Genomic DNA, 24631 nt, shown 5'->3' on the forward strand with positions numbered 1-24631 from the left:
ATTTTACTGGTATATTTGGGTAAATAAGTGTTTCTTCTTATCTAGCGAAAACTGTCTACTTTAGTTTAGCAGTCACAACAGGCTGATGAAATTAAAGAAAAATTATTAAAAGAAACAGATGTCTTTCTTTAAAGTAGTAGTAAAATTATAACAGATGTTTTTTTAGTTAATCAGGATCTTAATGGGAAGGAGGACGACCACCTTCTCTTTTTTTCTTTTCTTTTTAGAGATCAGAAAATATGGAATGATAAATCAAAGACTATCTAAACGATTCAATAAAATTAAAAATAAACCCAATAATTATGGGGAATTTCGGGAGGGAGAACTATTATGAGCAAGCCAAATAATCCCACAGCCGGTAGTGGTGATCCTTATTGGTATGAATGGTCAATTGGTTTATTATACATACTTGACATGATTAATCCAGACAATAACATAAAATCAGTTACTCTCCAGTCAAATAAAGCTCAAGGTCTGGATGATGTTTTAGTTAGGTATAAAGACAATACAACTAGATGCATACAAATAAAACACTCGCGTACAGGAAATACTATTACATTTGGAGATATGGTATCTTCTAGTGAAAATAAGAATTCACTTTTGAAATCCCTTTCTATTGGATGGAAAGAGGCAAATAAGGAATTTGGAGATTCTTTACCGATTCTATACACAAACCGAAAATCTAGTAAAAGAGCAACCACAGTAAAGTTAACTGAACAACAAGATTATTTAAGACCCCCACTTATTAAATTCTGGAATGTTATTAAGCAAGAAATTAATTCAAAAACTTCAATTGATGATATCGATATATGTGATGAATGGAATGATGCATGGAGAATTTGGGTACAAGAATTAACAGAGCTAAATCCACAGGAAAAAATGGAGTTTTTAAAAGCTTTTACAATAGAAACCGACCAACCCGGACTTGAAGAAGTAGAGAGAGAGATTATAAACAAGATATCACTTACATTTTCAATAAATGAAAACAAGGCTATTCCTATTAAAAACGCTTTGGACTCTGCGTTACGTAAATGGGCGACCACCCTTCGTGGTAAAACAGAGGAAGTAGATAGAGAAGAGGTTTTTCAAACTTTAAGTATTTCTTCCCAAGAGATGATTGGAGAACATAACCTAAAACCACCATTCCCCTTTTTTACCAGCAGGAAAGAATTTTTACACAATTTGGAAACGTATTTAATTCACGGGGAAAAACAGATTGTATTTTTAACTGGTAATCCAGGTGAAGGAAAAACAAGCATAGTAAGCTCTCTAGCTAACAAGAGGAATAGTGTAATTGACCTCAGATTTCATGCTTATAAACCCATTACTCCGGAATCGCCAATTTTACCAGCAGATGTAGGTAAAACAACAACAGCACGGGCTTTATGGGGAGATTTACTCTCTCAATTAAGAACTATATTTAAAGGACGTTTATCAGAATATGATGTGCCAATCTTTAATGATTTACTAACCACAGAAGAATTAAGGAGTCATGTTATACGCTTATCAGAAATAAATGGAAAATTAAAAGGTAGATCAACCGTTATCACTATTGATGGTATTGATCACGCAGCTAGAGCAGGAATAGATAACGAAACCTTTTTAAGTACTTTACTTCCACCAGAAGAAGTTTCTAAAGACATAAAGTTTCTTATTGTAGGACAACCATCCAATGGATATCCTAAGTATCCTATTTGGCTTAGAGACAATAGAGATGATATTTCTGTTTGGAAAATCGAAGGAATTAAAGATGAAGATATTTATGACCTATTAGTAAATTTTACTGATCTGAAAGACAATCAATTACTTCCCGCTACCAACTTAGTTTCTAAAATTGTAGATGGAAACACCCTTTCTTCTATCTTTGCCATACACGAAGCTAAAGAAGTCAAAGACGCTGAAGAGCTTCAAATAGTACTTATCGATAGAAAGTTACACAATGGAATATCAAGTTACTATGAATCAATATGGAATTCTGCTGTATCTCAAATTAGAAATCTACCTCCATTTTTAGATACACGTTTAGCGGGTTGCTTAGCGTTAACAAGTGAACGTCTAAATGGTTCTGACTTATCTGAAATCTTTAAAGAGTATGGCTATCCAACTTCAATATGGACGGATTTTTTAAGAAGTATGAGACCTCTTGTTATCGAGGAAGGAGATGGATTTAGGGTTGCTCATAATGATGTAAGAGTTCATCTAATGAGAGTTATAAAAACAGAACCAACACAGTTAGTAGAAGTAGCAAGTAATATGGCAAATTATTATTGGAAAGCTCAAAATAAAGCCCTTGTTCGACATAGTAGTTTATTTGATCTACTTGAGTTAAGCAATAGAGCAAGCGAACAAATAAAATTGTTCACACCTCAATATGTTATGGAGGGGATCGCACTAAGAAGACCTTTAAAGGAACTTCAAAATCAATGTAAAAATATTATTACAAACTTGCCAAACATAGCAGATTGGGAGAGTCTCCAAACCTTTTCACTGGCCTGTACAACGTTATACCAATATCAAAAGGTTTCCGACTGGACTGGTACAAACCTTAAATATAATGAAGAGCTTCCATCATTTTTATCAACTGAAGGTAATGTTTTAAATCCAAATGCTTGGAATTTAGATATTATTTTTGCAGTTGTTCAAGATGCCAAAAGATTGATATCTAAAAAGGAATTATATAGAGCTAAAGGCTTAATAAGTCGTTGGTTCTTAGAAATTGCACCATGTGACATTATATCATTATTAGGAGAGGAAAATTTAATTCAAGGTGTAGGTAGGTCGTTAAGTGATAAAGCTGCAAACTTCTTTGAAGATTTCGGGGCTGTTTGTCAATACACTGGCATAATGTTTAATTACAGTTCCGAAGAGAAAACTATTATTAGCAAATTAGAAAAGAACTGTCTTGCTCTATTTTATGGTGGTTACATTACAGAAGCAGAAAAGTTGGGAGGAACTCTCCGTTTTCTGAGGTCCATAAAAAATGCTCAAACTTTTTACTATTCTAATCTTGAAAATTGGTTAATCAAATTAGTTAAGAAAAGAAGATGGTTAGAGATTTCAATCATATTACATAAAATTGAGGAAACCGGAATTTTACCAATTTCTTTTAAAGTTACTGCTGGTATTTGCTCAATATTTACTGGGAATAAAGATCTCATTGAGAAATGGAATAAATCAATTATTGAAAATCAATTCGATTTCCTAAAAGACTATGATAATTATGATTATGAAAAACGGCCTGTACTGTACGCAATAGTTAGCTTTATTCTAGGTTGGGGAAAACCAGAAAGAGAAACTGCAGGTATTGCTCATGATGGAGTAAATGAATATTTTGGAAATATTAATCATGAGCAAGGTAGGGAACATTTACTTGTTCTCCTTAATGCAGCTGCATCACTTGGAAAATGGATGAACTTTTTATTTAAAAATAATAACTCAGATTCTACTATGGTCTTTCCAATCAAATATGTCATTCAAATTTTAAATGCTCTTTTAAAACGCAGGCATTCAAATGAACAACTTTCTTTTAATCATTCCGAGTTAACAAGTTCAATAATTGAATTAATAATTGAATGTAGTAATAAGTCTGGTAGAGAATACGAAAATGCTTGTTATAATTTCATAAAAGAATACTGCAGCAATAACTACCCTGTTAATTACATGCTTAAATTGGGTTGGAGATGCTTAGAAAGACATGGTGATAGAGAGATATTACAAAAATGGTTTGATTACTGGGTTGGTCCAAATGGTAAGGCTTGGCATGAAGATGTATCATCACGATTAGATATTGTAAATGAGCTTACAGAATTAGCAAATACTTCAGGTATGAAGAAGGAAGTTGAACAAGCTCTTTTACGCAAAGACTGGGGATTAATTAGTTATACGGGTCATAAAGAATATATCCTTGATGACCTTCTTCCTTGGTTTAATGAATTATCTAAAGTTAAACCCAATATCTGGATAAATGAGGGTAAGAAACTTCTTGAAATTTCTCAAGAAGCTTCAACCGTCGGTGATAACCGTATGGAAATTAGTTTATTTAATGATTTAGCTATTGCTATTGCTACTTCTGGACCTAAAGATATGTGGATTTTTTCCCAAGCAGAAAACCTAACAGACAATATATTCGACAATCCACATATTCTAATAGATGGCATTATAGGTATGCTCGAAAATTTTATTATTACCGAAGAAGAAGCTCTAAATCTCTGGTCAATAGGTATTGGGACATTAAATTGGCAAAATGAGATAGATAGAATTTATCTTAATGATTTAAAAGAGGCGTTAATTCTTGTATCAGAGCGTTGTGGGATAGATAATATTTCAAAAAAGCTAGAGCAGATCGGTTTATCCGAATTTCATTCATATGGGAGTAGGGTAAAGTATAAAGTACCAACTAGATGGTTTTTTAATAGTGCTGAAGATAGTAGCACGGAATGGTTGGAACTAAAAGAAATATTGGAAACTGAGAATATTGAGGCGTGCATTAATTTTATTCAGGATTATAGAGGCGATGCTAATTACAAAGAGAATTATTTTTGGAAAGGCTATTCTCTTATCTGTAATAGATTGATAAAGGAAAAACCTTTGGATTTCCTAATTTATCTATCCCAATTAAAGGAAGTTATAACATATGGAAAAATTGGTTGGTCCACAGAGGATAATTTATTAGGTTTTAATACAATTGCACCGATGCTTCAAGAAAGTGAAAAATGGTCAGTTATCCAAAGTATTTTAAATAATATTGATTATGATAATAGTTATTGGATCACACCACTTTCTGAAATTTTAAATGGATTTTGTTTTTATCAGGCTAAACTGGAGGGTACCGAAACCCTTGAGCGTAGATTTAATCAAATTCTCGACACACATCTTCTTTGGATAAATGGTAATGGGTTTCTTCCAGAAATAAGATCGATTATATTACCGGATGTGAATAAAAATTCCCCCTCTTCTTGGAAAGAATTTATATTAGACTACTTCTGGGAAATTCTTCAATCAGCTAATTCATCTAGAATTGAATTAGCTTTAAGAGGTATCTGGGCAATTATACAAACTTCGCCAGATAATCTGAAAAGGTTTATGGATAAAGTATCTAACGCTGATATTCGAATAAAAGAATGGTTGCTTATTATTGTTGAACGAATAGCTATCTCTTTACCCGAAGCCTTTGAATATTTTTCAGAATTTGTTAAAGAGTGCTATGAAAGTGATGTTTTAAATTTAAAGATTCAATCAATGGTTGTTTATCATGCATTAAATCGAACAAGAGGGGATATCATACCAAGGTTAAAGTTTAAGGAACACTCACATAATTTTTTATTAAAGCAAATAAATGGTACAGGACCTGGTTTGATGAACATTCCTAGTATAAAACAAGGGGCTTTCTATTCGATAAATGGTGCGAATTTTGCTATGAGTTCACTAAGTTTTATTGAAGTAACCACAAAAGATGATGTGGAGGATATTGAAAAAAAATTAAGCAATTACTTAAGGAAATCACCCAAAACCGAGATTAACTTTAAAAAGATAAAAGGAAAAAGTGGGGAAGTTCGTCTTGTTGATCTTCCTGAAAAATATAAACTTATGGATGTAATTTACCATGAGATATCACTTGGTAGATGGGCTGGTATTCCTCCTTTGAGATTTGCTCAAACTATAACATCGGGAGATGATCCATTTATTCTTTTAGAGACACCTTCACCAGCAACTGACATGGAAGGTTGGCTGATTGACGATGAATTGGATAAATATATAAAGGAAGATAGTAATAACTTAAAAAATCATTTTATACAAAACATTAATGCTGGAATTAGTGATGATGAAATAGTAATTGGAGCAGTCCTTTACACATACAGCTATAAAAATGATGTTATATTTCTTTTTGATCATACTTTAATGGATGGAACAGAGGTATTAAAAAAGCAAAATCGAAGTAGAGTATTTAACGGTCGCTCTTATGGATTCTATGAAAATTTACGGTATGATCCATTTAAGGAATTTTACGACACGGATGCTCAAATGACATACCAAACAGGTGGCATTTCTTATTTTAGCAACCAGACCTTTTCAATATATCCTAGTCAATTATGGTCAGAATTATTTGCATGGGAACCATCAAAAAATAACCCAAGAGTATGGTTGCATCATGGTAATGTAGTAGCAAGACATGACTATATCCATGGACCTTATAGGGAATTGTATAATGGCAGATTAGATAGACAACCAATTTTACAAAGATGGGTATGTAAAAAGGCTGCTTTTGAACAAACAATAAATAAACACAATTTAGTAAGTCAAACCTTTTCAGACATTAAAATAAACGAACAGTAAACTTTTAAGGAAGGTGAATGCTTTACGATACATTTACCTTCCATTTTGTATTAATCATATTCAAGATGGTTCATGGATTAAAACTTATAGACAAGGCTTTCTTCGGGACGATAAAATTACGTATTCGCTTAAATAAGCAAAGCCCTCTCTAAACAGAAGCGCTTTTATACTTATTTTTTGTCCTCGGATTGGTTATAAACTATTTTAGGTTATTTAAATAAGAACTCGAAAATAGTGATTTATAGCGGTTTTTTTACATGTTTTCTTATATTTTTTATGAAAATGAATGGGCGGCATGATGTAATATCAGAAAGCGGAAAGGGCTCGCCAGTCGCGACACGCATAAGCAGAGCGCCGTAAATGACCTGATCTTTGGTCATTGAAGGTGAACTACTTATGCCGCGAGCGACTAGCCCTTGTAGCTGGACTGCCCGTCCAACCCTTGATATAAGTGGGCTTTAGAGTAAGATGAGAGTGAAATGCTAACATTGAGGAAATTAATGGAGGCTTCTCATGAGTTCAGCGGACTTTTGGGAAGCTTCTTTTATTTATTCTATTGCCTCCTTTGCATAACTTTATCGCAGTATATGCCATTCCATCTTGGCCAAATAGAATGTTAACCATCTTCTTTTAGAAGTGCTCCCGAACAGCCTTTCCTATTCTTCCTCTTCATTCTCATATACATTGAGCAAAAGTATGCTCACGATATACTGATTATCTTGGATCTATTGATTATAAATTCCACCATGCTCTTCTACAATTCTTTTCACATTTTTAATTCCTATTCCCTCGAATCGTCTATTCTTTCGAGTTTGAAGCTCCGCAGTATCAAATGCATTTGATATCTCTATAAGCAGGTTATGATCAAATTGTTTGATAAGAAGTGAAACCTCTTTTTCTTCAGTATTTGATAAACGTAAGACTGCATTTAAAGAATTATCTATTAAATTTCCTAGCACAACTGCAAAAATATCAGTATCTAAATTAATCTTTTCAGGAAGGAAGGATTTAACGTTTAAAGTTATTGAATTGCTTTTAGCAGTAGCTATTTTTTCATTCAGAAGATAATTGAGCACATAGTTATTAGTAAAAAAATAATCAATGTGTTCGATTTTTTGTATTGAATTTTGAAGATACTTTTCAGCTTCAGCAGTATCTCCCTGACTTAACATTCCCATTAGAACTACGTATTGATTTTTTAAGTCATGCTTCATTGAATATAGTTTAGATTGTGAGTCTTTTAGCTGTTTGAAAAATTTCAATTCTGATTCAAACACTTTTTTTTGCGTTGTAGTTTTTTTAAGCTTTTTATAATAATTTCCGAGGGTTTTATAAAGAAATTATTACCTACCCTTGCTGCCATGAATGTTTTTACATTACCTACAGTAAACATCTATTTGGACAAATGTTCGGGACTAGCGGTTCAATTTTCTTGGGCAGTCTTGTTATTAATAATTTCAGCTTGGTTGTTTTTAAAACGTAGTGTTCGTTAATTTGGTGTTAATGAAATGACAAAGGAATCAATTATTAGAAATCCTGTTGATATCAAGATAATATTGGATTAAGAATGGGTGAAAAATTAATTAAGAAATTAGGACCAGGTTTAAAAACTGAGCACTAAGGGTATATATTCTCCTATACTAATTAGGAGGTCATCGTTATGAAATGTTCTTGGAAAGAAAGACAAGCAATCATTACTTATTCACGAATCTGGGCTAATATCGGAGCAATAGCTGTCTTGATTTGCTTGTCTTTGGTCGGAATATTGCCAATACCATTAACCGTAAGTTTGACAATGCTAGGCATACTGCTCGTGACTGTTTTCTTAGTCTTATCTAAATCCAAAATGATAAAAATTCCCCTGGGATAAAGCCTGTGTATAACGGCTGATCCCACGGCCTGCCATTTACCCTCCGTAATTCTAAAAGGCTGTATTCTTTCACATATTCTTTCCGGTGGGTAATAGCCATTTAAAAAACCAATCCGATCTATCATTTGCTCAAGTGAAACAACAGCCTCGGCAGAAAGGCTTTATAGATAATGTACATTCTGGCTCGTTACCACATTCAGCTGCCGAGCTAAAGCACCTGGTAGCTCCACAAAAAGCTCCATTCTGAGGTCATCTACCTGAAAAAACTGATTCCTCTTTTGTTTTTTGGACTTTTTGCGTACTAAGCGCAAAACTAAAAATAGCTGCAATGCTGCAAACATAATGAGAAACGACAAAACCGCCAATCATTGAACCGAAAGTAATACCGATATACAAAGCGGTATTATTCCATGCCATAACAATTCCCCGTTTGTTTGAATATTCGACTGCTAATCTAGCTTGGTATGACGTAAACCCTGCATACCCGACCAATGCCCATAGGAACAACAAGAAATAAATCCAAGCACCAGAGGAGAAGAATATACCTAAACAAATGAATATGAGAGTCAGAAAGATGAGTGTTACTTTCGAAATCTTCCTTACTCCAAATCTATCTGTTAATTGCCCGCTTATAAGACTACCTAGAACAGCACCGATACCATAAAAGGTGATAGCTAGTGCAATTTCTGATGGTGAAAAGCTATTTTCAGAATAAAGCGCCGCACCTAAATAAACATAAAGTACATACATGGAAATCGCCCACGTTGTAGTAACACTTACTGAACCCAGTATTCTTAGCAGATTTCCTCCTAATAAATTCCGTGCTACATTGCTCTTAGGGACATTCTGCCATGTTTTGAAGTTTACTATCGCCAATATTGCTCCTATAATGGCCATTACAACAAATACTGAACGCCAACCAAGGAAATACTCTAGTAACGTACCGAATGGCGCTCCCGCCCAAAGAGCGGTTAAGTGCCCTGAAACAACAATCGAAAGCCATGTCCCTCTGCGACTTGGAGGCGCAATATCACCACTGATGGCGTATATCAGTGGGGTTATGGAAGCAACGGACAATCCAGCTAAGATACGACTAACAATTAACCAAAAAAATGAAGGAGAAAAAGCAGTTAATATGTTAGAAAGAACAAACAGCAATAAGCCGAATGTTATAAAGGTTCTTCTTCCTTTTTTATCGGAAAGCCATCCAAAAAAAGGAGTGAAACAAGCATAAGTAACCGCAAAAACAGTAACCATCCATCCAGTCTTGGCTGAACTAACATGATATGCTTCCGAAATGAATGGCAGTAACGGAGACACTACAAATAAGTCACAGCCCATTAGAAACAAAGTGATCCAACCAACACTTAAACACACTCTCGATTTCATCTCCATTTCCAGTCCCCATTCATCATTATTATTACATGTATATTCATTAGTATCATAAAGGGACCTGACTGCCACATTCAGTGGAAACAACAAAAAAGGACTGTCTCTGCAGCCCCTAATCTTCAACTCTGGTTTTATAAACAATATTTATCGTAACATACTCTCCAATCTATCCTTGACTACTCCCCATTCTTCGTCAATCACACTGTAATACACAGAGTCTCTTAAATAACCATCAGGCATAACCCTATGATTCCGAAGCACTCCTTCTTTTACTGCACCCAACCGTTCAATTGCCTGCTGTGAACGAACATTTCGACTGTCTGTTTTCAACTGCACACGAATTGTTCCAAGTGTCTCAAAGCAGTGCTTCATAAGAAGATACTTAGATTCTGTATTTATTCTTGTTCGCCAGACTGCTGGAGACAGCCATGTCCAGCCAATTTCCAAGTTGCGGTTTGGTATGGATATATTAAGAAAACGAGTGCTTCCTGCAATTTTTCCCGAATCCTTATCAATGATCACAAAAGGGAATTCGCTTCCTTGCTCTTTTGCTTTAAGTGCTCCATTCACAAGGGATTTCATATCTTCCATTGATTGAACCTTCATAGGCATGTATGCCCATATAGCTGGATTGTTTCCCGCTTCAAATAATTCCTCTGCGTGGCAATCTTCCATAGGTTGTATCTTTACTTTATCTCCTACTAATACTACTGGTGTTATTTCCATAATTATACTCTCCTTTTCTTCTTTGATAGAATTATATAAATAAATTTCTGAGTATTACAGTGTCAGTTTTATATTTTTTATTGGGACCAGATAAAGGTGCGAAGATAAGCAACTCCTTCTGCTCTGTCCGTACCGCTTTTTACCTTTTCTTTTGGAAAACACGCTAATTCGGGGATTTTTACTATCACAAGGCATGGAATCATTATTTCTTATACAATAAATAAATTTGACATTCCAGCTAATCTGAACTGAAATTCAGCCCAATTTAATCCACTCAATAATACCTGCCAATAAGGCTTTTTCGTTATCAATAGCAACATGATCAGCAGGCAAACTTTCTTTGGTATTCTTCCTTCTCGTTTTACTAAATTCTCTATAAATATCAAATTTTCTGAAAATTATAGTTGATAAAATTTATTTATTTGGTATAATTTTGATGGGAAGTTGAAAATGATAATCATTATCATTTGTTGTATTATGGCAATGCACTATGTTAAAAATAGTTAGTTTTTATACTGGAAAAATAATACATAGATAATTTTTTTATCATTTCAATAATCTGTCGGTTTTAAAAATTTAAAATAAATTAGGAAAGAGGATGAGAAATGGGGAAGTTTAAATTAACTGTCATTATGGCGATTTTTGTTTTAATGTTGGCGGCTTGTGCAAATTCAAATAATGAAGCTAGTAACACGGAAGCAAGTGAACCTGAAGCTAGTGGGCAAACAGAAGATACTAATGAGGATAATACAGAGGATACGGCTGAACCTGCAACAGTGGAAGTTACTGATGCTCATGGAACTGTTACGGTACCTGTAAATCCTGAGAATGTTGTTGCATTGGATAATAGAACATTTGAAACATTAGCTGATTGGGATATTGAGTTAGCTGCTGTTCCAAAGGCGGTAATGTTATCGGATTCACCATATGTAGTGGATGAAAACGTTCAAGATATTGGGAACCATGCTGAACCAAACCTTGAAATCATAGCAGCTGCAGACCCTGAACTTGTCATTGTTGGTCAAAGGTTCTCGGGATATTATGAAGACATCAAAGAATTAGTACCAAATGCAGCTGTTATTGATTTAAATGTTGACGTTTCTGAGGAAGCTAGTGCCCCAGGAGATAATTTAGTTAATGGGTTTAAAGAGACGACACTTACTTTGGGGCAAATTTTTGATAAAAATGAAGAGGCTGAACAATTGGCAGCTGATTTAGATCAAGCGATTGAAGATGCTAAGTCTGCGTATAACGGCAGTGACAAAATCATGAGTGTTATCGTTTCTGGGGGGGATATTGGTTTTTCAGCTCCTCACTCTGGACGTGTTTGGGGACCGTTGTATGACATTTTTGAGTGGACTCCCGCTTTAGAGGTTGGCGATACGACTACTGACCACCAAGGTGATGAAATTTCAGTTGAAGCTATCGCACAAAGCAATCCTGATTGGATCCTCGTTTTAGATCGTGATGCGCCAATATCCGGTATAGAGGAAGAGGATAAAGTTCCTGCTCAGGATGTTATTGATAATTCACCTGCTCTTCAAAATACAACAGCTGTTTCTGAAGGACAGATCGTTTATGCACCAACTGATACTTACCTGAATGAATCAATCCAGACTTTTACTGAGTTATTTACAAACATTGCTGATTCTTTAGCTGAGTAAAATAAAGGAGATTAACATAGTGCAGAAAAATATAATCACCGGGATTGAGAGCGTATCTCAATCCCGATTTTATAGCCAAAATAAGATATGGACAAAACCTTTTATACTAGCAATTATTGTTGTGATTGGTTTAGGTATTATTTCGCTGTTTACTGGAGTTTATGATATACGTGGACAAGAAGATGGAATGGACATGTTTTTCATTACTCGCGTTCCAAGAACAGTTGCACTCATGCTTACCGGAGCTGCCATGGCGATGACAGGGCTTGTCATGCAGCTTATTACACAGAATCGTTTAGTTGAACCTACCACAACTGGTACGACTGAATGGGCAGGTTTGGGTCTCCTTGTTGTTTATTTATTATTTCCTGCACCCACTTTAGTGCTTAGAATGACTGGCGCAATCATTTTTTCTTTTGTAGGAACGATGATTTTCTTTTTATTTATAAGAAGGGTTAGACTCCGTTCCTCCTTAATTGTTCCAATCATTGGTTTAATGCTTGGTGCCGTCATTTCTGCCGTTTCTACATTTACGGGTCTCTTTTTTCAAATGTCACAAATTATAGAAGGTTGGTTTGTAGGATCTTTTTCGGCTGTTCAAGCTGGCAGGTATGAATATTTATGGATCATTGTGATCGTTACGATATTAATATTTATTTATGCGAATAGATTGACTTTAGCTGGTCTGGGGGAAGATGTTGCAACAAGTCTTGGAGTAAATTATAACACCCTCATACTATTGGCTAATGGTCTTATTGCTGTTGCTGTCGGGATTGTTTCAGCTGTTATTGGAAACTTGCCCTTTCTGGGATTAATTGTTCCAAATATTGTGTCGATGTTTCGAGGAGATGATCTTAGAAGTAATTTGCCTTGGGTATGTTTGATTGGAATGGGGACGATTACAGTTTGTGACCTTATTTCTCGAACGATTATTATGCCTTTTGAAGTTCCTGTCTCTTTAATTCTTGGTTCAGTAGGTTCTGTCGTGTTTATTACGATCTTATTGAGACAAAGAAAACCAAGGAGGAGGCTAAGATGAACGCTTTAGAATATAGAAAAAAAGACAATGTTAAAATTGATTTTAGTCTTCATAATGAAAAAAGGTCAGCCAGAGCTTTTCGCACGAGGAAAGACGAGAGACGCTATTGGATTCTGCTTATTACATTGACTGCCTTGGGCCTTCTTTTTGCGTGCGGTCTTTTAGTTTATAACAATCCAGTTCCAGTAGATTCGCCTTCCTTTATCCCTGTTGTTGAAAGAAGGGTTGTAGCTGTTGTTTCCATGCTTATTGCTGCAATCTGCCACAGTTTATCGACGGTTGCTTTTCAATCGATTACGAATAATAGGATTATTACTCCTTCTCTTTTAGGATTTGAATCCCTTTACTCGACCATTCATACGGGCACCATGTTTATATTCGGTGCTGGTGCAGTGGTTAGTTTTAGTGGTATCGGACCATTCTTTCTCCAAGTTAGTCTTATGGTCTTGATGAGTTTGATCCTTTATGGATGGCTGCTTTCCGGGAAATATGGGAATTTACAGCTTGTCCTTTTAGTTGGGATTATTATAGGAACTGGGCTGAGTACTTTGTCAGCCTTTATGAGAAAACTTCTTTCACCATCTGAATTTGACCTTTTACAGACAAGGTTGATTGGTTCTGTCAATAATGCGGATGCAGAATATTTTCCAGTTGTCATTCCAATGGTCATCATTGTAGCATTATTACTTTATGCTTTTTCCAGGAAATTGAATATACTGTCACTTGGAAAAGATGTCTCGACTACTTTTGGCGTTAAATTTCAACCTAGTATTATTTATACACTTGTATTAGTTGCTGTTTTGATGTCAGTTTCAACAGCTTTAGTTGGACCTCTTACTTTCTTTGGGTTTTTAGTGGCCATTTTGAGTTATCAAGCGGCGCCAACTTATGATCACAGATATATTTTTCCAATGGCTCTTGCTATAGGATTCTTCGTACTGACAAGTGCATACTTTTTAATGTATCATGTCTTCCATGCTCAAGCTGTTTCTGTATTTATTGAATTATTTGGTGGAATTGTATTTCTAATCGTAATTTTAAGGAAGAGGTCTCTATGATAAAAATCGAAAATGCTAGAAAAATGTATACGGATAAGGTGAAAATTGGACCTTTGGATATCGAAATTCCAAAAGCTGGTTTTACTTCTTTAATTGGACCAAATGGTGCTGGAAAGTCTACGACACTCTTGATGATTGGTAGACTTCTGGATATGGATGAAGGTCAGATTATGGTGGCGAATATGGATGTTTCTTCATCTAAATCAAATGACTTAGCAAAAATCGTGACTATTTTGCGGCAGGAAAATCATTTTGTCACAAGGCTTACTGTAAGGCAACTAGCTGGATTTGGACGGTTTCCTTATTCGAAGGGGAGATTAACCAAAGCAGATGAGGAAATTATCTCTAAATATATTGATTTTTTAGACTTGACTGATCTGGAAAACAGATATTTAGATGAGCTTTCAGGTGGTCAAAGGCAAAGGGCATATGTTGCAATGGTTTTGTGCCAGGAGACAGAATATGTGCTATTGGATGAACCTCTGAACAATCTTGATGTTGCTCGTTCTGTTCAAATGATGGAGTATTTGAGACATGTTGCTAATGAATTTGGAAGAACCATTTTGACTGTGATGCATGATATCAATTTTGCAGCTAAGTATTCTGATAGAATTTGTGCAATGAAAGATGGACAAATTGCTGCTTTTGGAACAGTAGAAGAGATTATGGAACCGACACTTTTAACAGATATATTTGAAACGGAAATAGAAATTATTGAAGGACCTTATGGGCCTATAGCTGTATATTAGACATTAAGTTTTAGAAGACACATGCATCTCATTGCCAGGGAGATAGATAATGAGATGATTTGCTTTTGCTTGAACAGATTATTGAAATACAATGCTTTTCGCTTATATCGTTCAGGATATTACACACTCTCATCTTACGAGTATGCTGAAAGTTTGGCGCCAAGATCCATACTGAGCTGTTTAAAAAGTGATAACCTAGTAAAATGTAAGATGACTGTCAAAGAGGATATTTAATTCAAAAAGGGTGAAATAGTAAGTATGTGGAGAGAAAAACTAGAAGAAGTAAAAAAATATCTGAATGGGTTTGGAAGAGAAACTGATGCTCCGGCAAGTGAGAAAGAGATTCAAATATTCACTGAGGAAGTAAAGGGGAAATTTGGGTTTGATTTACCAGAGGATTATATTGATTTATTGAAAGTCATGAACGGATATGAGTTTAATGGCTTCATCATTTACGGTATAGATGGAAGACTTTTAGAAAAAAAGCCTGACGAGCATATTAATGGTTTCATTGAATTAAGTGAAATTTGGTATGAAAATGAACATCAAAAACAGTATGCGATTATTGGTGAAGATAATATATCATGGTATGTTTATGATTTGGTGAGTAAGAAATACGTTATAGTTGATAATCCCGGCGGTGGCGAAATGGAGTATTTCGACCGATTCGATGAAATAATTGCCAAACTTTTGACTGATTCGATATCATAAAAAAGTTATGGGTATGTATTGAACTGCCCCCAATTATTATACAAAACTAACAATTGGAGGTGCAGTTTTTCTATAACTGCATTCAGGAAAAGGAAGATGTACAAGGAATTTATACTCCTGATGAGAAACCAAAAACAGGTAAGCGAATCCCGATATTTTTGGGATTTTCCTCACTTGGGTACAAAATGATTCTGTTCCAGTAAAGCCCATAATTGCTCAGTGATTTCTTCCGGGGACTAGGGCATTGATTCTATTATCCACCACTCTATAACACTGATTGTTGCCGAGGGCAAAAACTGGATGAGGATTTCCTTGTTTATATGTTGATTTACCCCGTTTAATTCCAATTGCTCCTTCATCCCCGCTTTCATGACAGTTACTATTTTTTTTCGGAAAGTGGGGACACCTTTATTTGTTAACAAAGTATGGAAAATAAATGAATGTTCCTCCAAATAGTGAAATATCCGCAGTAAGGATGACTTGGAAGGTTGGCTGCCAGACCCTTCAGGCAGACAAAAATTAAGCAATTTCTGTATTTTCCCTTCGATACATTGTTCCAGTAAATCGAACTTATCTTCGTAATGTAAGTAGATTGTCCCTCTATTAACATCTGCTTTTTCCGCAATGGAATGAATGGTGATATCTTTAAAATCATTTTCCGCCATCAAACTAATGAGTGCTTCCTCTATCGCTCTTTTAGACTTTTTAATTCTTTTATCCATAAAATTCTCCCTCGAAAATTATTAAGCAAAATTATATATGATATTTTCATTATAATGAACAAATGTCTAAAAAGGAACAGATGATTATTTTCTTTTATTTGAACAAATATCTCTAATCTGTTCATTATTAAACAAAAGCGGTCTAATTAACGATTGATTTGAAGATAGACTCTCACTAAACTTATAGATAATAAACAGTTGTTGATTAAAAACTTTAACGATGAAGAGAGGTATTAAGATGAAAGTATTAGTTTATGGAGCCGGCGTTTTAGGCAGCCAGCTTGCCCAATCACTAGTGAGAGGGGGAAATGATGTTTCCATTTTAGCAAGAGGGAGTAGATATAAACAATTGAAGGATGATGGTATTGTCATTCGTCATTATCTCCGACGAAAGGATACTGTCGATGCAGTTAATGTTATCGATAAGCTTCAACCTGGAGAACACTATGATCTCATTTTTGTTGTGATGAAGTACAATCAATTCTCATCAGTACTTCCGATATTAGCTGAAAATATAACTAACAATATAGTGATTGTAGGTAATAACGCTGATGCAGCAAGTATGCAAGCATTCCTGAATGAAAATAGCGAAGTTAAAAAGAATATTGCGTTTGGTTTTCATGTTAGTGGTGGAAAAAGGGAAGAAAGAGGTCGCGTGATTTCGATACGTGGAGAAGGGGGACAAATGGTAATCGGTGGCTTAAATGGTGATTTATCATTCAAGTCTACCTTAGAACAGGCTTTTAAAGAAGCAAAGTTTAACCTGAATTATAATGAAAATATTGATGCATGGCTTAAAAGTCATTTTATACCGATCGTTGCGATGAACTCTATTCATTATATAAATAACTTTGACTTTAAAAAAATAGCTAAGGATAAAAAGGCATTAAGGCAGATGGTTTCCACAATGGATGAGGGATTTACGGTTTTAGAAAGACTGGGATATCAAATTGATCCAGCAATTCAAGTGAAACTGGTTCGTCGCCACCGAAATTTTACCTACCATGGTTTGAAAATATTTCACAAACTTCCGATGATTAAATTATTCGAGGGCTCTTTTAGTGAAATGGAAGCTTTGTATGAAAAATTTGATGAAATGAAGGAGCAAGCGAATATTTCCACTCCAAATTGGGATGATCTTAAAAAACGGTCAATGGCTAAATATAGAAATGAGAAGATTTGTTAGCAGTAATACTTAACGTTAAAATATAAAAATGCTAGGATATACACAATTCTATAGAACGTTAAATGTTGGAATCTTACCCATGGGGCCTTTATTTTTTTAGACAAGGTAAGTTTCTTCAAACGCTGTTTTATTAATGGTGCAGATTAGTGTATCACTATTTCAGGTATAAGATATAAATTAACGAATCTCTATTTATGTGAAATTTATTAATTTTTTAAAAATTCCACTCCTAACGTCTTGTGTTAAAGTGCACTTTAAGTGTTACTATAATGCAGTAACTTTACCAGAATTAGGAGGGATTGGATGTCTTATATTGTAATTACGGGAGCAAGCTCTGGCATTGGCTATGAATCTGCATTGGCTTTTGCCAAAAAGGGAAAAGATTTAATTATTGTCGCAAGAAGAGAGGATAGATTGAGAGATCTGCAAACAACTATAGCTGAAATAAACCCTGAAATAGATGTAGTGGTTCTGCCGGCAGATTTATCTCAAAGTGAGCAAGTTTATGAGTTATATGAGCGTACCAAGACCTACAACTTAGAAACATGGATCAACAATGCAGGGTTTGGGAGCTTTTCTGCGGTTAATGAGCAGGAGCTATCAAAGATTGAGAATATGCTTCAATTAAACAATGTAGCGCTGACTATCCTATCCACTTTGTTTGTAAAAGATTATTCCTCTAAAGAAGGAGCCCAATTGATCAATGTATCTTCAGATGGAGGATACACCATGGTTGGTGGTTTCGTTACGTATTGTGCAACTAAGTTTTTTGTAAGTTCTTTTACAGAGGGTGTGGCTCAGGAATTAAAAGCTAAAGGAGAGCCAATGAAAGCTAAAGTATTGGCTCCGGCAGTAACGGAAACAGAGTTTGCCCATATAGCAATGGATGTAGAAGAATTTGATGTAAGGGAGAATTTCGGCCAGGTTCATACTGCAAAAGAGGTGGCAGAATTTATGCTTGATCTGTATGAAAGTGATAAAGTAGTAGGGATTGTTGATGGAGAGAGTAATCAATTTGAATTAAAAGACCCTATATTTCCCAATATAACGAAGGTATAATAAAGATGAGATATACCCTCAACTCCTGAGGTTTATTGATAAGCAGTGAAGTGGAGTATTGTCATTATGGTGGAATCTTAGTGGCAATACTCATAGTTTTTTTGGTGACAATTCTTTTTATATTTAAATGGGAGGTTAAATAATGAAGGAGATTACTGAAGCCTTTATGTCCATTAAAGAGGCAGCTGAGTTTTCAGGTCTGTCAGAAGCAACCATTCGTTATTATGAGAAAATCGGTTTACTGCCATTTGCAACTCGTAAAGCAAATGGTCATCGAACCTACAGTAAACAGCAAATAGAAGGCATATTATTTTTGACGAGATTGAAAAGAACTGGAATGAAGCTGGAAGAAATAAAGCATTTTCTTCAGCTTTTTGAAGCAGGACCAACTACGATCCAACAAAGAATTTCTATTTTAGAGGACCAGCGAAAAAAAATTAATGAAGATATTTCTCAGTTAATGGAGACAAAAAGAATTATTGAATATAAAATTAAGAACTATAATGAGACATTAGTGCATCCGGTTTTTCAACATTCTAATTGTTAGTATCCTAATATTCCTATTCTTAAATAATTCAACAAATAGACTGATAACGATATCGACTGAAGAAACTTAAATACAAACACTTATTAAAACATACTAGTTGCCACTTTTCTTCTCTCTGCAGCTAATTTATCTAACTGGACCTTTTGTGATTTGAGTAAGTTAGCATTGATAGCAAAGATATTTGCATCTATTTGATTCTCTTTATAACTTAGTGCATGAGGGGATTATTAGTGAAGAAACCTTAGCTCCGGATATGGCGAAGTTTAGCGTGACCTTTCAAATCTATACAGAGATTGAAGATTAAATGACGGATAAAGAGTTGTGTAACAGATTGCGCAACTCTTTTGGTGGATCATTCGTCTCAAAAATAAAATTGTCTACACATAGAGGACAAAAATATAGAAAGAAGAGGTGGAGACAACAAGATCAGCAAATGAAACGATCTGTGGAAAATTATGGTATAATATGAATAACAATTGTGAAGGAGGCACTGAAATGCATAAATATCTTCCATACTCAATTTCAGTAGATGAGTTCTTTCAAATTCGGGAACAAAGTGACGCATTACTAGAATATATTGATGGAATTGTTTACATGTCAGCATTACCTTCCACGAAGCATCAACGTGTATCTAACAGCCTTGAAGCTAACTTTAGAACATTTCTTGAAGGAAAGCCATGTGAATTATTCCATGCACCGTATGATATTGAATTAAAAAACGAGAAAATAGAAGGAACGAAAATTATCATTCCAGACATCAGCATTATCTGTGATGAAAGTGGCTTTACAGATGCTAGATATGTTGGGGTTCCAGACTTGATCGTTGAAATTCTCAGTCCTTCCAACCAGTCGCATGACTTAATTACAAAGTTGAATCTCTATATGAGCTATGGCGTCAAGGAGTATTGGATTGTCAATCCGATGCTTGATACGATAACGGTGTATGCACTAAATGATGAAAAAATGTATGAACAACATGACATGAAGACAGAGACAGGAAAAATTACATCTAAAATCCTTGATGGTTTATGCATGGATCTGAAGAGTATTTTCCCTTCATAATCCCACGTGCTTCCTAACTATGGTGAGGGAAACAGAATGAAATAAATTAAAATCATTAAAAGGATGCTACCAAATTTCCTGATAGCATCCAATCCTCTAATTATTCTGAATCAACTAATTCCCCTTTAAATAGGGTTTTCTTTGAGACACTTAAATCTAACTGGCGACTAAACTTCTGCAGTTGTCGCTCCTCACTCTCTGTGACAATGGCTACAACAGTTCCTGATTCAGACCCCAGACGTCCAGTTCTTCCGGAACGATGAACAAATTGTGCCATCTCTTTGGGAAGGTCCATATGAATAACATGTGATAAATCAGGAATATCTAAGCCTCTTGCAGCAACATCTGAAGCTAGTAACAATTCAGATTTTCCTTCACGGAATTCTTTAATTGCTTTGGTTCGTTCTTGTTTCTTGGAGTCACTATGTAAAACTCCTGCATTGATTCCCATAAACCTTAGTTTTTCTGCCAGTACCGAAAGTGTTGAAATGTCTTTGACGAATACTAGTGCTTTCATTTTCTGATTTCGTACGAGCCTTCTTAGTGATTCGATTTTATCTCTCGCTTCACATACAAGATATATATAATCTACATTTGGGCGGTCATCATCTTCTTTTCCTATCCGAATTACTTCAGGACTGTTCATTATTTCTTCAGCCTTTGATTGTACTGTTTCAGGCAGGGTTGCTGAAAAGACGAGCATTTGCCGTTCACTCAAGGTGCTTTTTACAATATTTTCGATAGTAGATAGATGCTCAGGTACTAACAGTTGGTCTGCTTCATCCAATACAATTGTTTTTACTTGATGCATCTTTAATTTTTTCTGGTTAATTAATTCGTTCATTCTTCCTGGTGTTCCAATAACGATTTGCGGTTTCTTTTTCAACTTTTCAATCTGGCGTTTTACGTTTGCTCCGCCAATCAGTGTAGTACTTCCTATTCCACTATCCATTGACCATTCCTGAACTTGTTGATGTATTTGCATTACTAGTTCATGGGATGATGCTAAGATAACTACTTGCGTATTCTTTTGAGTTGGGTCGATTTGCTGCAAAAGCGGTAAAAGGTAAGCTAACGTTTTACCGCTGCCTGTTGGTGACTCTGCAATGATATCTTTTTCTTCGATTATTGAACGGGCCGTTTTTAATTGAATGGCTGTTAGCTTTTCGAATCCGGATTTATCCCAGGCGGTTTGAAGAAATGGTTTCAGTTCGGCTAATGCTTCACTTAGTGTTTGTGTGTTATTCATTTATTGCGCTCCTTTTATTTCGAACATCTCTCTTCAGATTAATGCGGATTACTGGATACGTCAACTTGTACCATTATTTTGTGATAAATCAAAATGATTATGTGTTACGGGTGAGATGGGGGAGAGATTACACATAATAATTTTGTCTTCGTCACAAACTATATATATATTCAGGAGGTGTGTAATTTGGACAATCAAGATTTTGAGAAAATATTTCAAAATTATAAACAGCAGGGTGAGGAACAAGCTCAGCAGGAAGTGCCAGCATCAGGAGCGCTTGGAAAAGAAGAAATTGTTGCTGTTCGGAAAAATGATGATGGTGATATTATTGCATTTCAAACGAATAGCGGCAGGGAGTTAGATTACATCACCGCACTTGACGAAGCAAAAGCAGGGAAACTTGCACATGTCGATGTATTTCATAAGTATGGGCGGGACATTATCCGCAGTGAACCTGACGGGATTAAAGAAAATAATCTGGATCAATTAGATACTTTTTGATGGGCAAATAATGGATAAATCATTTCTTCATCCGAATGGTACTTCTCCTCTGATCAGTGCATAATATAGAAAAAATGTGAATACTGGATGACTGCTCTAAAGACGATCACCTTTTAGAGCAGTCTTTACATGGGAAGAGTGGAACGTCTAATCTAAATCTAATTAGACTTTTAGAATTTCCTATGCAAGGGTATATGAAGGGAAAAGGGGGAGCTGAAAATGAAAAAAATGGCAGTAATAGCTGGAATTATTTCTATAGCTTTTTTCCTCGTTGCATGTCAGAGTTCCGAAAGTGAGGAACAGAACTCCGAACCGGTGAAGGAAAATCCTGCAGATGAGAATGCTCTGAATGAGAAGGATGAACCAGAAATCGATGAGGAATCCGAAAACAAGGAAGATACAGAAGAATCTGCAGATGAAATGAATGATAATGATTCAGCTGCATACAGCGAAATTCAGGAGACTCCTGCTTATTTCATTGATACGCATGTTATTTCGACTGACGTTGATTTTCATACTGCGTTCTCTATCACTCGTGATGAAGAGCAGCAACTCTCACTAGAAGATCGCTTAGAAAAGTCTCTTAAGGAAAATGACCCTTCTCAGCAAGGGATTCTTAGCTCATATGCTGATATTTCTGTAGAATGGCCGGAGCTTCATTTGCAATTTAATGAAGAGGGAAGTCAATTATCTACAACATCCACCCAAAGTCTTTTATTCAATGAATCGTTGTTTGGAATTAGTGATTTATATGGGATTGAGGAAGTAACATTTTTTAATCCGGACGGAGAAACAGATATTATTGTTGCTGAACGAAAAATAGAGGAGCCTGTTTTAGTTGAAAACGAAAGAGGCCTGACGCGCGGCTATTACACGGTCTATGATAAAGAATTGCAGTCAACCTTGTTTCTGCCTGGCGGGGAGTTAGATGAGCAAGTGACGAATGAGAATGGGGAGCCATTATCCTTCCCGGAGACAGTGGAATCGATGAAAAAGGCAGATAATGAGGGTGCTTTTTACTCTTCGGCAATCGTAGAAGGAATTGAAATCGAAAACGCATCGCTAGAAAACGGGAATGCAACCGTTCAATATACGATGGACGAAGAAATGGTAACAGAGTCAGACAGGATTGTGTTTGAAAATGCGATGCAGTTAGCAGCACTTGACTTCCATGCTTCGGAAATCCTTGTGATAAATGATACTTTAAAAGAGAGAGTTACTTATCCGTTAGTAGATCAATAGAGAGACAAAAGAGATTTTTTTTGCCATGGCAGGAAGAAACTGAGCAGTATAGTATGGGGGTGTATTTCCAGCTAACTTTTCAATGATTAAAGTGCAGATGGAACGAAGATAGTCCAGATGTAAAGAAAATGGTTGGGGCGATGCTGGAATGGATACTGGTACAACGGCTCGTGCTGAATGTATGCTGAAACCTGGTGAAATTAAGAATAGGATGGGGAAAGCCGTATTTGGAGCAGCTGGTTCTATTGCTGGTTCACCAATGGGGTCCAGGTGCTACGATATTTATTTTTTATGACCTGGTACTTGTTGGTATATTGAAATTTTTTCAAGTAATGTCTTAGCGTGAATTTTCATTAAAATGTTGTCTGTACCCCATAACTAAAAATAAAAAGGATGTTTGCTATGAACACAGCTCAATCAGCATTTAGTCTAAAAGGTATTGGTATGTTATTACGTCTGGTTGCCGTTCTATTCTCCAGTGTTGCAATGATTCTATCGATGCTCCTGCCATTGATTTTCTATTATCAGATTTCGCTGATAACCTTATTTGGAACCACCTCTGTGCTTTTGGCAGGTGCTATTTTGATTCATGGGTTATTAACGCATGTGTTGAATGATATAGCGGACCATCAATCGGGCACAGATCAATATAGTCCAGGCATACTTTCTGGTGGAAGCAGAGTGATCCAAACGAATACAATGACGGTACCCAGGCTAAAGCAGATTGGCACATTGATGAGTATTTTCTTAATTTTAATGGCATTTCTTTTTACTGTATTCGGTTATCTGGAATTCGCCATTTTAACCTTAGTTGGTATATGGGGTGCAGTATCGTATTCTGTGAAGCCATTTCAATTTGCTTATATTCCTTTTATAGGAGAATGGTTCAGCTTATTCCCTACCATGCTAGCGATATCCATTGCCTTGCCATGGATAATGCTAGAATCTATCCCAGTTTGGGCATGGCAAAATGCGCTCGTTAATACCGTTTGGTGCATGGCATGGGTCATGGTTCACCATATTCCTGACAGACATGCAGACCAAAGAGCAAATCCAATGAAACGAACATCTGTCGTATGGGCAGTAGAACGTATGGGATCGAAAGGAGCCAAATTCCCTGTTTTACTTTACTTCATGATTACAGGATTACTAATCATCTGGATTGCTTTTACGCGTCCGGTTGCCGCAATAGGTGTTAGTATTATCTTAGTTTATGCAATCTTGATTGTCTTAAGAGTAAATGGAGAGAATGTAGAAGAAATAACAGCAGTTGAGAAGAAGCTGCTTTTCCTCGCTCTTGCTATCGCAATATGGTTAGGTGTTTTTGTATAATAAAGTGAGACTTCCATCGATGGGGGTTAAGCCTGTTAAGTAAGTGATTAAAGGAGTAAGGTAGGAATCAAAGGCAGTGGTAGAAGTGATTCCAGTTGCTCTTGATTGCTTGTTATTCTCATCATATATATTCGACCTAATCTCTCTATTCATAGGTACATAGAAGAACAATTTACAAACAATGGCATT

Annotated in this window: 21 protein-coding genes; 15 read left to right on the forward strand and 6 right to left on the reverse strand. The window is 35.7% G+C overall.

Annotation, left to right across the window (positions count from 1 at the left end; genetic code table 11):
- The first annotated feature begins 330 nt into the window (after positions 1–330).
- A complete protein-coding gene (locus F9U64_RS20390) occupies positions 331–6333 on the forward strand; it encodes an ATP-binding protein (protein WP_153406742.1) in 6003 nt (2000 codons plus the stop codon).
- A gap of 725 nt (positions 6334–7058) precedes the next feature.
- Here F9U64_RS20390 and F9U64_RS20395 read toward each other — a convergent pair.
- A complete protein-coding gene (locus F9U64_RS20395) occupies positions 7059–7595 on the reverse strand; it encodes a sensor histidine kinase (protein WP_228275817.1) in 537 nt (178 codons plus the stop codon).
- Between the two features lie 398 nt (positions 7596–7993).
- Here F9U64_RS20395 and F9U64_RS20400 point away from each other — a divergent pair, with 398 nt between their 5' ends.
- Entirely contained in the window at positions 7994–8203 is a 210-nt protein-coding gene (locus F9U64_RS20400) for a hypothetical protein (protein ID WP_153406743.1), read from the forward strand.
- 249 nt (positions 8204–8452) lie between these two features.
- On the opposite strand, the gene F9U64_RS20405 is transcribed toward F9U64_RS20400, so the two are convergent.
- Together F9U64_RS20405 and F9U64_RS20410 are read right to left on the reverse strand one after the other, a co-directional pair.
- Positions 8453–9598, reverse strand: coding sequence for an MFS transporter (locus F9U64_RS20405; protein ID WP_228275818.1), 1146 nt, complete (start codon positions 9596–9598; stop codon positions 8453–8455).
- A 141-nt stretch (positions 9599–9739) separates the two neighbouring features.
- Entirely contained in the window at positions 9740–10321 is a 582-nt protein-coding gene (locus F9U64_RS20410) for a GNAT family N-acetyltransferase (protein WP_153406744.1), read from the reverse strand.
- A 605-nt stretch (positions 10322–10926) separates the two neighbouring features.
- Here F9U64_RS20410 and F9U64_RS20415 point away from each other — a divergent pair.
- The 5 genes from F9U64_RS20415 to F9U64_RS20435 all read left to right on the forward strand — a co-directional run bounded on the left by F9U64_RS20415 (position 10927) and on the right by F9U64_RS20435 (position 15542).
- Positions 10927–11985, forward strand: coding sequence for a siderophore ABC transporter substrate-binding protein (locus F9U64_RS20415; RefSeq protein ID WP_153406745.1), 1059 nt, complete (start codon positions 10927–10929; stop codon positions 11983–11985).
- A gap of 19 nt (positions 11986–12004) precedes the next feature.
- The gene (locus F9U64_RS20420) at positions 12005–13024 is read left to right on the forward strand and encodes an ABC transporter permease (protein ID WP_153406746.1); all 1020 of its coding nucleotides are present in this window, start codon (positions 12005–12007) and stop codon (positions 13022–13024) included.
- Complete coding sequence (locus tag F9U64_RS20425) at positions 13021–14082, forward strand: iron chelate uptake ABC transporter family permease subunit (protein WP_153406747.1); 1062 nt, start codon at positions 13021–13023, stop codon at positions 14080–14082. Before F9U64_RS20420 ends, F9U64_RS20425 begins: the two co-directional genes overlap by 4 nt.
- The gene (locus F9U64_RS20430; protein ID WP_153406748.1) at positions 14079–14831 is read left to right on the forward strand and encodes an iron ABC transporter ATP-binding protein; all 753 of its coding nucleotides are present in this window, start codon (positions 14079–14081) and stop codon (positions 14829–14831) included. The genes F9U64_RS20425 and F9U64_RS20430 overlap by 4 nt, the downstream gene beginning before the upstream one ends.
- Before the next feature lie 258 nt (positions 14832–15089).
- Positions 15090–15542, forward strand: coding sequence for a YrhA family protein (locus F9U64_RS20435; protein ID WP_153406749.1), 453 nt, complete (start codon positions 15090–15092; stop codon positions 15540–15542).
- A 236-nt stretch (positions 15543–15778) separates the two neighbouring features.
- Here the strand turns inward: F9U64_RS20435 and F9U64_RS20440 are convergent, their stop codons facing one another.
- Complete coding sequence (locus F9U64_RS20440; RefSeq protein WP_153406750.1) at positions 15779–16264, reverse strand: TetR/AcrR family transcriptional regulator; 486 nt, start codon at positions 16262–16264, stop codon at positions 15779–15781.
- Between the two features lie 238 nt (positions 16265–16502).
- Here F9U64_RS20440 and F9U64_RS20445 point away from each other — a divergent pair, with 238 nt between their 5' ends.
- From F9U64_RS20445 to F9U64_RS20460, 4 genes are all read left to right on the forward strand, one after another.
- Positions 16503–17450, forward strand: a complete 948-nt coding sequence (locus F9U64_RS20445) for a ketopantoate reductase family protein (protein ID WP_153406751.1) — start codon at positions 16503–16505, stop codon at positions 17448–17450.
- A 303-nt stretch (positions 17451–17753) separates the two neighbouring features.
- Positions 17754–18509 carry an SDR family NAD(P)-dependent oxidoreductase gene (locus F9U64_RS20450; protein WP_153406752.1) on the forward strand — a complete coding sequence of 252 codons (756 nt, stop codon included), beginning with the start codon at positions 17754–17756 and terminating at the stop codon, positions 18507–18509.
- 142 nt (positions 18510–18651) lie between these two features.
- Positions 18652–19056, forward strand: a complete 405-nt coding sequence (locus F9U64_RS20455; protein ID WP_153406753.1) for a MerR family transcriptional regulator — start codon at positions 18652–18654, stop codon at positions 19054–19056.
- Between the two features lie 495 nt (positions 19057–19551).
- Positions 19552–20118 (forward strand): Uma2 family endonuclease, encoded by a 567-nt coding sequence (locus F9U64_RS20460; protein WP_153406754.1) that lies wholly within the window; start codon positions 19552–19554, stop codon positions 20116–20118.
- 100 nt (positions 20119–20218) lie between these two features.
- Here the strand turns inward: F9U64_RS20460 and F9U64_RS20465 are convergent, their stop codons facing one another.
- Complete coding sequence (locus tag F9U64_RS20465) at positions 20219–21367, reverse strand: DEAD/DEAH box helicase (RefSeq protein WP_153406755.1); 1149 nt, start codon at positions 21365–21367, stop codon at positions 20219–20221.
- Positions 21368–21553: 186 nt separating this feature from the next.
- Between F9U64_RS20465 and F9U64_RS20470 the strand changes: the two genes are divergently transcribed.
- From F9U64_RS20470 to F9U64_RS20485, 4 genes are all read left to right on the forward strand, one after another.
- Entirely contained in the window at positions 21554–21868 is a 315-nt protein-coding gene (locus tag F9U64_RS20470) for a DUF3892 domain-containing protein (protein WP_153406756.1), read from the forward strand.
- A gap of 219 nt (positions 21869–22087) precedes the next feature.
- Positions 22088–23110 (forward strand): hypothetical protein, encoded by a 1023-nt coding sequence (locus F9U64_RS20475; protein ID WP_153406757.1) that lies wholly within the window; start codon positions 22088–22090, stop codon positions 23108–23110.
- A 148-nt stretch (positions 23111–23258) separates the two neighbouring features.
- On the forward strand, positions 23259–23405 hold the full coding sequence (locus F9U64_RS20480) for a hypothetical protein (RefSeq protein WP_153406758.1): 147 nt from the start codon (positions 23259–23261) through the stop codon (positions 23403–23405).
- A 107-nt stretch (positions 23406–23512) separates the two neighbouring features.
- Positions 23513–24442 carry a prenyltransferase gene (locus F9U64_RS20485; protein ID WP_153406759.1) on the forward strand — a complete coding sequence of 310 codons (930 nt, stop codon included), beginning with the start codon at positions 23513–23515 and terminating at the stop codon, positions 24440–24442.
- On the opposite strand, the gene F9U64_RS23245 is transcribed toward F9U64_RS20485, so the two are convergent.
- A partial coding sequence (locus F9U64_RS23245; RefSeq protein ID WP_228275819.1) for a hypothetical protein occupies positions 24425–24631 on the reverse strand: 207 nt, incomplete at its 5' end. The two genes, F9U64_RS20485 and F9U64_RS23245, sit on opposite strands and share 18 nt — an antisense overlap.

The sequence above is a fragment of the Gracilibacillus oryzae genome (genome assembly GCF_009498735.1).
GTDB classification, from domain to species: domain Bacteria; phylum Bacillota; class Bacilli; order Bacillales; family Amphibacillaceae; genus Gracilibacillus; species Gracilibacillus oryzae.